The organism is Pseudoalteromonas sp. SG41-5, assembly GCF_014164495.1.
GTDB lineage: Bacteria > Pseudomonadota > Gammaproteobacteria > Enterobacterales > Alteromonadaceae > Pseudoalteromonas > Pseudoalteromonas rhizosphaerae.
This window is the reverse complement of sequence record NZ_JACJFH010000054.1, coordinates 22,833-32,903: the sequence shown is the minus strand read 5'-3', so window position 1 is coordinate 32,903 and position 10,071 is coordinate 22,833. Positions and strand designations below refer to the sequence as shown.

The following is a 10,071-nucleotide window of genomic DNA, read 5'->3' as shown; positions in this document are numbered from 1 at the left end:
GCATTTTTTGAATAAAGTAGATTTTTCCTATAATGATTTAATAAAAACATTAAAGGAAAACCCTCACATCACCGATATAAATAAACATGTAGAGCAAAAATCTACTTAAGTTAGGCATAATAATTGTATGTCATTGAACATTATATTTATGACTACCAAAGAATTAGAGAATATTAAATGAATCCAAAAACAATATTAGTTACCGGTGCAACTGGCTATAAAGGAACTGTACTGGTTCCAAAACTACTGGCTTTAGGCCATCGCGTAATCGCGTTTGACATCCAATGGTTTGGTAATTTTTTGCCCTCTCATGACAACCTCTCAGTCATTAAAGGTGACGTACGCGACACTGATACGATTAACTTAGACGGTGTGGATTCTATTATTCATCTTGCTTCTATCGCAAACGATCCCTGTGGTGATTTAAACCCTAAATTAACATGGGAAGTGAGTGCGTTAGCAACTATGCGCTTAGCCGATAAAGCAAAGCGCTGTGGAATAAAACAGTTTATTTATGCGTCATCGGGTAGCGTATACGGCGTTAAAGATGAAGAGCAAGTAACTGAGGACTTAACGCTTGAGCCTATTTCTGAATACAACAAAACGAAAATGGTTGCAGAGCGTGTACTTCTTAGTTATGCCGACGACATGGCGGTACAAATTGTACGCCCAGCAACTGTATGCGGTTTATCTAAACGAATGCGCTTAGATGTTTCTGTCAATATGCTGACAATGCAAGCTCTAAAAAATGGAAAAATCACAGTGTTTGGCGGCGATCAAGTCAGACCAAATATTCATATTGACGATATTACTGATCTCTATATTTATATGCTGGATAATCCAGAGAAAGTCTCTGGTGTCTTTAATGCAGGGTTTGAAAATATCTCAATTATGGATATAGCAAAAATGGTACAGGCTAAAATAGCATGTGAGATTGAGGTTACTCCTTCAAATGACCCTCGTTGTTACCGTATTAATTCAGATAAGTTACTATCTACCGGTTTTACACCCAATAAAAATGTCGACACAGCCATTACCGAAATTATTACAGCTTACAAACAAGACTTACTTAAAGATGAAGACCATTTTTACAACCTTAAATGGATGCAAAGAGAAGTTTTATGACTAACAACCAATCTGCAACCACTATAGCCAAGGATTCAGTGAAAAAACTGACAACAAACTATGTGAACACCCTAACGGATGTATTAAAACAGTTAGATAGTGAACAAGTTAAGAGTCTTGTTGATACCTTACTTACTATGAAGGCAAATAACGGCACTTTATATTTATGTGGCAATGGCGGCTCAGCAGCAAATGCAATCCACCTTGCAAATGACTTTACATTTGGTATTAGCCCAGAAGGTAATGCATTAAAAGTTGAAGCATTACCAGCAAACAGCTCTGTTTTAACTTGCCTAGGCAATGACATTGGTTATGAAAATATTTTTGCACATCAGCTAAAAGTTAAAGCAAACAGCAATGATATTTTACTTGTTTTATCTGGTAGCGGTAACTCTGAAAATATAATTAGAGCGACTCAACAAGCACTCGACATTGGCATGAAAACAGTGGGCATTTTAGGATTTTCTGGCGGTAAAGTTAAGCCGATGCTTGACCAAGTTTTCCATTTCGAAGTCCAAGATATGCAGATATCAGAAGATACTCAAGTTATTGTCGGGCATATCTTAATGAAAGCTCTATACAATGCATTACGTGAGGCTAATTAATGACCACCATTGTCTACGGAATTACAGCCTCAACAGAAATGTTTATCCGATCAGAATATAATACTGACAATAATATTTTTGCTTGTACAAATGGTGGCGAATCATACAAAGGCACGCCTGCAAAATCATTAGAAGAATTATCAAAACTAGAAAAAAAACAAACGCTCCAAGTAGTAATTTGTTCTGAATTTGTCTTTGATATCTTACAATCTTTAAATAAAATTGGTATTACCACTAATCAATGTTCTTTTTTTAACCACATGAGCGGTAAGCTCATTCCTTGTATACAAATGCAATTTGCTATTGATACTAAATCAACGTTATATGCTTTTTATGATCTCTCTTATAATTTGCCCTGCTTTGATGTAACTACTTTTATCGTTTTAGCTGAAATAGAACGAAAAAAACAAAATAAAAAAAATATTCAATTTGTAATTATCCCTAGCCATAGTGACGATACTCCAGGATTAAATGTATATCACGATAACGTTGATGCTAAATGGCGTATCGAAAAGGTTATTAAACCCATGTTTAATTGTCTTGCCTCATGCATAGGTATAGATCAGCCGATTTCGCAAAGTAGCCTTGTATACTATAAAAGCTTGAACCCTAGCATATATCCAAATAACTACTTTCAAAACCCTAGACAAGCAGCTGGAGATTTTAAATTATTAAAATCTTATGCCGAGCAAAATATTAAATTAAGTAACTTAGCACCTCCACAACAAGCTTATACTATTGTTAATGACTTCATAAGACATAACGTGGGCAAAAAAAAGCTAATAACAATTACATTGAGAGAATATTGGGCAAATTCCGAGCACAGAAATAGCAATACAACGGCATGGCTTGATTTTGCATTATCACTAGACCTCAATGAATACTTTCCGCTAATTATTAGAGATACTTATAAAGTAAGTGAGCCCCTTGAAGAAAAATATCAATCGCTTACAACGTATCCCCTTGCAGCTGTAGATTTAAGTATCAGGCTCGCCTTATACCATGAAGCGTATATAAATATGGGTGTTGACAGTGGTCCTCTTTATCCGATTAGCTATCTTGAAGGGGCTCGCTCAATCATTTTTAGATGGTGTTCGAATGATATTCCAAATCTATCAGACAGAACAAATAACATGCACGGCTTTGAAGTTGGAAAAAATCATTACTTTAATGATAATGAATTTCAAATAAATGCATGGATGGATGATTCATTTGAAAATATTCAAACTCAATTTTCTCTTCTTGAGAATAAAATAAATAAGGCGGCAATCTAAACTATGAATGACTCATCAATTTTAGTTTTAGGAAGCAATTCATTTTCAGGGGCATCATTTTGTGCGCATATGCTAAAAAATGATCAGCAAATTGTTGCTGTTAGTCGCTCATCAGAACCTAATTCAGCATTACTACCATATAGTTGGCAAAAAAATGCAGATAAATTGCAATTTAGCCAACTGGATATAAATCATCATCTGCAAAAAATTATTGATATTGTTAAACAGAAAAAAATTAAAAAAATTTATAACTTTGCTGCACAAAGCATGGTTGGTCAAAGCTGGCAACATCCTGAACATTGGTTTATGACTAACACTGTTTCAACGATAAAGTTACACAATTCTCTCCGACAATTAGATTTCCTTGAAAAATATATCCATATATCAACACCCGAAGTGTATGGTAGTTGTAACGGATTAGTACCAGAGCATACTAATTACCAACCCAGTACACCTTATGCAGTCTCCCGTGCTGCAGCAGATATGAGTCTACATACATTCGCAGATGTTTATAACTTTCCAGTGGTATTTACACGAGCTGCCAATGTTTATGGCGAAGGCCAACAGCTTTATCGCATAATCCCTCGTACTATTTTATATGCCTTACTAGGCAAAAAATTGCAGCTGCATGGCGGAGGGCATTCAACACGATCATTTATACATATTGACGATGTATCTTCAGCGACACAACTTATTGGCGAAAAGGGTAAAAATGGTGATATTTACCATATTTCAACAGATAAAATGATCTCTATTCGAGTACTCGTTGAAACAATCTGCAATATGCTTAAGCTCCCATTTGAACAAGTGTGCCAATCGACTGAAGATCGATTAGGAAAAGATGCAGCATATTTATTAGACACAAAAAAAATTCGCTCCGAGCTAAATTGGCAAGATTCTATTTCATTAGAAAACGGCTTAGAACGAACAATTTATTGGATGAAGCAAAATTTAGATGTACTCGCCAAGCAAGAACATGACTATATTCACAAACCTTGAGGTAATCATGATAGGACAAGAAATAGATTTACTAAAAAATTACCCTAAGTCTAAGCGTGATCTTTCTGGTAGATTAGAAGCCAAAAGTGAAGCAGTTAGAGCTATAGCGCGCCAATTTGACGAGGAATTCTTTGATGGTGATAGAGAGCACGGCTATGGTGGTTTTAACTATCATTCACGGTTTTGGCAGCCAGTCGTGCCTGACTTTATTACGCACTTTGGCCTGCAAGAAAATAGCAGTTTATTAGACGTAGGCTGTGCAAAAGGATTTATGCTTTATGATATTTTACAACAGCTACCAACAATGATATTGAGTGGAATAGATATATCCCATTACGCATTAGACAATGCCAAACAGGAAGTAAAGCACTTATTACAACAAGGTTGCGCTACTAAATTACCTTTCGAAGACAATAGTTTTGATACTGTAATATCAATTAACACTATTCATAATTTAGATCTTAATAATTGTGCAAAAGCACTGCAAGAAATAGAGCGAGTTTCTAAAGCTAAAGCATTTATTACTGTTGATGCATATAGAAATGAACAAGAAAAAGAACGCATGGAAGCCTGGAATCTAACAGCCAAAACAATGATGCATGTTGATCAGTGGAAAGAGTTTTTCAAAGATACAGGCTACACTGGCGATTTTTATTGGTTTATACCCTAATGAAAAAACTTGATGCATATTTCGAATCATTAAGAATTCGAAAAATAGAAGAAATGATAGCCTTACGCTACCCTGAGCAAGAAATGAGATGCCCAACACATCTGTCAATAGGTCAAGAGCTAGTACCTGTTGTTGTTTCTAATTTTTTATCTAAAGATGATAAGGCTTTCAGTTCACATAGAGCACATGCCCACTATCTAGCCAAAGGCGGATCATTAAAGAAAATGATAGCTGAATTATATGGCAAGGCGACAGGCTGCACAGGTGGCAGAGGTGGCTCTATGCACTTAACAGACTTGGATTGCGGTTTTATAGCTAGCACTGCAATTGTGGGTAATAGTATACCACTGGCGGTTGGCAGTGCGCTAAGTCAAAAACTACAAAATAGCAATTTTTTGACCGTAAGTTATTTTGGTGACGGTGCAACGGAAGAAGGCGCTTTTTACGAGTCGTTAAATTTTGCAGCAGTTAAATCTCTTCCTATATTATTCATATGTGAGAATAACCGCTATTCAGTGTATAGCCCATTAGAAGTTCGCCAGCCGGTTAATAGAAGCATTACGGATTTATCGCAATCAATTGGAGTTGAAAGCTTTCACGCTGATGGAAATCTTTTAATACCACTAACCCATGCCGTTGAGAGTGCTATTGAATATATTAGAAAGAATAATGCCCCAGCACTCTTAGAGCTTGATACATATCGTCACAGAGAGCATTGCGGTCCTAATTTTGATGATGACTTAAACTACAGAGCCGCAGGTGAAGTCAAAACATGGCTTGAAAAAGATCCGTTAAAATTATTATTCGCGGAACTATCAGCAGATCAACATTTCGAGAAAACTCATAACGAAATGATTATCAAAATAAAAAATGAAATAGAAGATGCTTTTCTTTTTGCTGAAAATAGCCCTTTTCCAAATCCACAGTTAAACGAAGAGTTTCTTTATGCAAAATAAAACAACAACATTCGCTGAAGAAATAAACCAAGCACAGCACTGTGCCATGGCTGAAGACGATAGCATGATTTGTATGGGATTAGGTATTAATGATCCAAAAGCTATTTTTGGTACAACTACAGGCTTACAATCAAAGTTTGGCTCAGACCGTGTCTTTGATATGCCAACATCTGAAAATGCAATGACGGGTGTAGGGATTGGCGCAGCTATTACTGGCACACGTGTATTAATGACCCATCAACGAGTCGATTTTTTCTTGCTTGCCATGGACCAACTTGTAAATAATGCCGCTAAGTGGCACTACATGTTTAATGGGCAAATGACTGTACCTTTAACAATACGTTTAATCATAGGTAGGGGTTGGGGTCAAGGACCCACTCATCAACAAAGCTTGCAATCATGGTTTGCACATATCCCTGGACTTAAAGTTGTTACTCCAAGCTTAACTGATAATGTAGGACAGCTACTTTATCAAAGTATAATGGATAATAATCCAACTATTTTCCTTGAACATCGATGGCTGCATAACCAAAACATCGACAAAGAAACGTGCGTCGATTACAACTCAAACATGCAAACAACGAGAGTCATCAAAGAAGGTGAAGATGTCACTATCATCGCTAATAGCTATATGCTCCTAGAAGCCATACACTGCCACAACTTCCTAAAAAAACAAGGTGTTAACTGCGAGGTAATTGAGGTATCTGAACCGACAAATATTGATTGGCAAACTATTTATAACTCTGTCAATAAGACTCAAACCTGCATATGCACTGATATAGGACATAACTCATTTTCTGTCTCTAGTGAAATTTCAGCAAAAATATATGAAGCATGCTTTACTTCCTTAAAAAAACCAATAAAACGAATAGCACTCCCCTCTTACCCTGAACCTACGAGCTTTGGATTAACAAAAAAATACTACAAAACCAGAACTGAGATTACTAAAGCTGTATCTGAACTCCTTGATAGGGAAATATTTATGACCGAAGATGTAGAATTTCCTCACGATGTTCCTGGTAACTGGTTTAAAGGCCCGTTTTAATGAATCGAGTATTAATTACAGGAATAAATAGTGGTATTGGGCAAGCACTTGCTGAGCGCTTAAGCCAAAATACGATTATTCACGGTACTTATCGAGGGCGAAAATCAAACTTAGATTTTGCTGAACTAACAAAAGTTGATTTTAGCTCACAAAAAAACGTTGACGATTGGTGCCATAAAACGAACTTTTCAATATATGATAGTATAATTTTTGTTCATGGCACACTCGAGCCAATCGGTTCTCTATCAGATTGCTCTTATGACGATTGGGAAAATGCATATAGAATTAATTACTTATCTATAGTGCAAGTGTTAAGTTCAGCAGTTCTAAAAATGAAATCAAACTGCAAAATCCTGACTTTTGCTGGCGGAGGCGTCAATAGCGCCCCGACGAAGTTCAACTCTTATATAAATGCGAAAGTAGCATTAATAAAAATGACTGAAGTTTTAGCTGCTGAATATCCCGATTTAATCTTTCTAAATGTTGGTCCTGGCTGGGTAGATACACCTATTCACCAACAAACACTCCACGCAAAAGAAATAGTGCCGGAAGCATATAAGGAAACAGCCAGAAGATATGAGGAAAATGACTTTGTGTCTATGCAACTGGTCATCGACTCCTTAATTTTTCTTCTTGATAATGCAAATAGTAAGTTTAGTGGACGAAACTATAGCATTGCATCCAAAGAAATTTTTCATGAGGATTTTTTGGAGTCTCTTGAAAACCCAAATATCTACAAATTGCGTAGACTCAATAAAGAGCATACATAAATGAAACTAACGGATTATATTGCATCTTACCTTGCTCAATTAGATATCAAGCATGTATTTGTTCTGCAAGGCGGTGCTGCTTTACATTTAATTGACTCAATTGAAAAACACCCTTCGCTTTCAGCTATTGCAATGCAACATGAGCAATCATGTGCGATGGCTGCTGATAGTTATGCAAAAACACACCATGTACTAGGCGTGACTATAGCCACATCAGGCCCAGGCGCTACAAATTTATTAACAGGTATCGCAAGCTCCTACTTTGACTCTGTAGCTACTTTACATATAACTGGAAATGTAGCTTCATTTAGGCAATCGCATAAATTAGGGGTTCGCCAATATGGTTTCCAAGAAACCGATATTGTTTCTATGGCAAAGCCAATAACAAAGTACGCAATACAATTAAAAAGACCTAATGACATTATCACTGTATTACCTGAAGCTATAAAAGCAGCATTAAGTGGCCGGCCAGGGCCTGTGTTAATAGATATTCCTGATGACTTTCAGCGAGAGATATTAGATATAAAAAAAATACCATTTGAAGCTTTTAATCAATCAACTGTAAACCATAAAGTAATTCAAGAAAACATATTTAATAACTTCATAGTGTCATTAAAACAAGCGAAAAAACCTTTATTTATTCTTGGTGCTGGGTGCCATAACTCAGCAGAACGGTTAATTTCACTTGCAACAAAACTAAAAATCCCCTTTCTATCGACTTGGCCGCTCAAAGGGATTGCAAATCATGATGACGAGCTAAATCTAGGGAATTTTGGAACTCATTCTTTACGTGGGAATAATATCGTTTTACAAAATTGCGATTTTATCATTTCTATTGGGTGCAGACTAGATTCAAAAGCCACAGCAAAATTAGATACCTTTGCACGTGAAGCTAAAATCGCAATGGTGGATATTGACCATAACGAAATAGAGAAATTTGCCCAATTAGGCAAAGTAATCAACTATCAATTTCCTGTATCTGTACAAGTTTTTTTAGATGCTTTTTCACTGCATTGTGAAGATTTAATTGAAATATTTAAAAATAACGATGTGTGGCTAAATTATATTACGGATGTCACACAAGAGTTTAACTACATACCTGAATATAATTACGGTGGTGTAAACCCATATTTAGCTGTTGAGTTGTTTAGTGGTGCTTTCTGTGATGACCAAAATATATGTGTGGATACAGGTACTTGCTTACCTTTAACTCTTGTCTACGGTAAAGAGAAAAAAGGCCAGCAGTATATTTCTTCATATAATAATACCCCCATGGGCTATGCTTTACCTGCATCGATTGGTGTTGCCCTAGCAAAAGAAAAAGAAGTATTTTGTATAGTTGGCGATGGTGGTTTGCAAATGAATATCCAAGAACTTTCAACGTTAAATCACTTGAAACTTCCAGTCATTATTATTGTATTTAACAATAGTGGTCATTGTATGATAAAACAAACCCAAGATGATTGGCTAGACTCAAATTATTTTTCTGCTGATTGTAATAATGGCTTGCCTCACATAAATTTTTCTGAAGTTGCTAAAGCTTATGGGATCGACTCTGAAAAAGTTGAAAATAATGAGCAATTAAAATTATTAGTAGAACGTTTACACCTTCGCATGGATCAAGAAGGGCCAAAGCTTATCGAATTAGTAATTAACCCAAACTTTAGATATGAACCGATTATCAAGTATGGCAATCCATTAGAGAATATGAGCCCTGAACTTGCTTACATAAAACAAAAAAAAGCTATGCTTATACCCAGTTTGAAGGAAAATCTATAATGATAAACTTACACCAAGAGCTGGTTATGCTAGCTAGGAATACACAATCACACGTACAATCAAGCAGTGATTACCAGCTTCTTAACAAAAAACTATCAAAAGTAATTGCCAGCGCTTATAACACGACATCAACACCAACATTTTTATTAACGGATAATATTACATTTTCTCTTCCGTATTACGATATGGGCAATATTAATACGACTCATTTGTTTGGTATTGATGAGCTAATCATTTTAAGCTTTTACTTGAAAAATAAAAATAACTATAAGAATGTGTTAGATCTTGGCGCTAATATCGGTCTGCATTCAATAGTGCTGAGCTTATTAGATTATCAAGTTACATGTTTTGAAGCGGACCCTGAAACATTCCGCGTTTTAAAACAAAACCTAGAATTAAATAATTGTAAAAAGATTAAGCCAATAAATGAAGCCGCGGCAAGTTTTGATGGCAAAGCTGAATTTACACGAGTATGTGGAAACTTAACTGGAAGTCATTTGAGCGGCGCAAAAAGTAATCCCTATGGAGAGCTAGATAAATTTGAAGTTAAAGTTAATAACATAGGTAATATAGCTAAAGAATTTGACTTAATTAAAATTGATATTGAAGGTCAAGAAGCAGATGTATTAACTTCAATTTCTTCGGAGGACGCTTTAAAAATTGATTTTATGATGGAAATTAATGGCGAAAAAAATGCAAAAACTATTTTCGACTACAGTTTACAAGTCGGCTTAAATATTTTTCTTCAAAAAAATGATTGGAAAAAAGTGAACTCTCTTGCCGAATTACCCCTAAGTCATAGAGAAGGTAGTGTTTTCCTTTCTAGTAAAAATAAGATGCCTTGGTAA

The 10,071-nt window shown here is 35.7% G+C and carries 10 protein-coding genes; all 10 read left to right on the top strand.

What is annotated here, in order from left to right; all coding sequences use genetic code 11:
- Positions 1-177: 177 nt before the first annotated feature.
- The 10 genes from H5232_RS14460 to H5232_RS14415 are packed head-to-tail and all read left to right on the top strand — an operon-like array spanning position 178 to position 10,071.
- Entirely contained in the window at positions 178-1,125 is a 948-nt protein-coding gene (locus tag H5232_RS14460; RefSeq protein WP_145239453.1) for an NAD(P)-dependent oxidoreductase, read from the top strand.
- Positions 1,122-1,730 carry an SIS domain-containing protein gene (locus H5232_RS14455; RefSeq protein ID WP_182718193.1) on the top strand — a complete coding sequence of 203 codons (609 nt, stop codon included), beginning with the start codon at positions 1,122-1,124 and terminating at the stop codon, positions 1,728-1,730. Before H5232_RS14460 ends, H5232_RS14455 begins: the two co-directional genes overlap by 4 nt.
- Positions 1,730-3,004, top strand: a complete 1,275-nt coding sequence (locus H5232_RS14450; protein WP_182739662.1) for a hypothetical protein — start codon at positions 1,730-1,732, stop codon at positions 3,002-3,004. Before H5232_RS14455 ends, H5232_RS14450 begins: the two co-directional genes overlap by 1 nt.
- Positions 3,005-3,007: 3 nt before the next feature.
- Complete coding sequence (locus H5232_RS14445; protein WP_182739661.1) at positions 3,008-4,003, top strand: GDP-mannose 4,6-dehydratase; 996 nt, start codon at positions 3,008-3,010, stop codon at positions 4,001-4,003.
- Positions 3,981-4,673: a class I SAM-dependent methyltransferase gene (locus tag H5232_RS14440; RefSeq protein ID WP_259399423.1), complete on the top strand. Its 693-nt coding sequence runs from the start codon at positions 3,981-3,983 to the stop codon at positions 4,671-4,673. Before H5232_RS14445 ends, H5232_RS14440 begins: the two co-directional genes overlap by 23 nt.
- Complete coding sequence (locus H5232_RS14435; protein WP_169019240.1) at positions 4,673-5,629, top strand: thiamine pyrophosphate-dependent dehydrogenase E1 component subunit alpha; 957 nt, start codon at positions 4,673-4,675, stop codon at positions 5,627-5,629. The genes H5232_RS14440 and H5232_RS14435 overlap by 1 nt, the downstream gene beginning before the upstream one ends.
- A complete protein-coding gene (locus H5232_RS14430) occupies positions 5,619-6,674 on the top strand; it encodes an alpha-ketoacid dehydrogenase subunit beta (RefSeq protein ID WP_076923526.1) in 1,056 nt (351 codons plus the stop codon). Before H5232_RS14435 ends, H5232_RS14430 begins: the two co-directional genes overlap by 11 nt.
- On the top strand, positions 6,674-7,444 hold the full coding sequence (locus H5232_RS14425) for an SDR family oxidoreductase (RefSeq protein ID WP_145239465.1): 771 nt from the start codon (positions 6,674-6,676) through the stop codon (positions 7,442-7,444). Before H5232_RS14430 ends, H5232_RS14425 begins: the two co-directional genes overlap by 1 nt.
- The gene (locus H5232_RS14420) at positions 7,445-9,223 is read left to right on the top strand and encodes a thiamine pyrophosphate-binding protein (RefSeq protein ID WP_076923528.1); all 1,779 of its coding nucleotides are present in this window, start codon (positions 7,445-7,447) and stop codon (positions 9,221-9,223) included.
- Positions 9,223-10,071: an FkbM family methyltransferase gene (locus tag H5232_RS14415; protein ID WP_145239468.1), complete on the top strand. Its 849-nt coding sequence runs from the start codon at positions 9,223-9,225 to the stop codon at positions 10,069-10,071. Before H5232_RS14420 ends, H5232_RS14415 begins: the two co-directional genes overlap by 1 nt.

Bases quoted from the DNA above. Each gene is read 5' to 3' on its own strand.
- H5232_RS14460 (WP_145239453.1), top strand. From the start codon at position 178: ATGAATCCAAAAACAATATTAGTTACCGGTGCAACTGGCTATAAAGGA.
- H5232_RS14455 (WP_182718193.1), top strand. From the start codon at position 1,122: ATGACTAACAACCAATCTGCAACCACTATAGCCAAGGATTCAGTGAAA.
- H5232_RS14450 (WP_182739662.1), top strand. From the start codon at position 1,730: ATGACCACCATTGTCTACGGAATTACAGCCTCAACAGAAATGTTTATC.
- H5232_RS14445 (WP_182739661.1), top strand. From the start codon at position 3,008: ATGAATGACTCATCAATTTTAGTTTTAGGAAGCAATTCATTTTCAGGG.
- H5232_RS14440 (WP_259399423.1), top strand. From the start codon at position 3,981: ATGACTATATTCACAAACCTTGAGGTAATCATGATAGGACAAGAAATA.
- H5232_RS14435 (WP_169019240.1), top strand. From the start codon at position 4,673: ATGAAAAAACTTGATGCATATTTCGAATCATTAAGAATTCGAAAAATA.
- H5232_RS14430 (WP_076923526.1), top strand. From the start codon at position 5,619: ATGCAAAATAAAACAACAACATTCGCTGAAGAAATAAACCAAGCACAG.
- H5232_RS14425 (WP_145239465.1), top strand. From the start codon at position 6,674: ATGAATCGAGTATTAATTACAGGAATAAATAGTGGTATTGGGCAAGCA.
- H5232_RS14420 (WP_076923528.1), top strand. From the start codon at position 7,445: ATGAAACTAACGGATTATATTGCATCTTACCTTGCTCAATTAGATATC.
- H5232_RS14415 (WP_145239468.1), top strand. From the start codon at position 9,223: ATGATAAACTTACACCAAGAGCTGGTTATGCTAGCTAGGAATACACAA.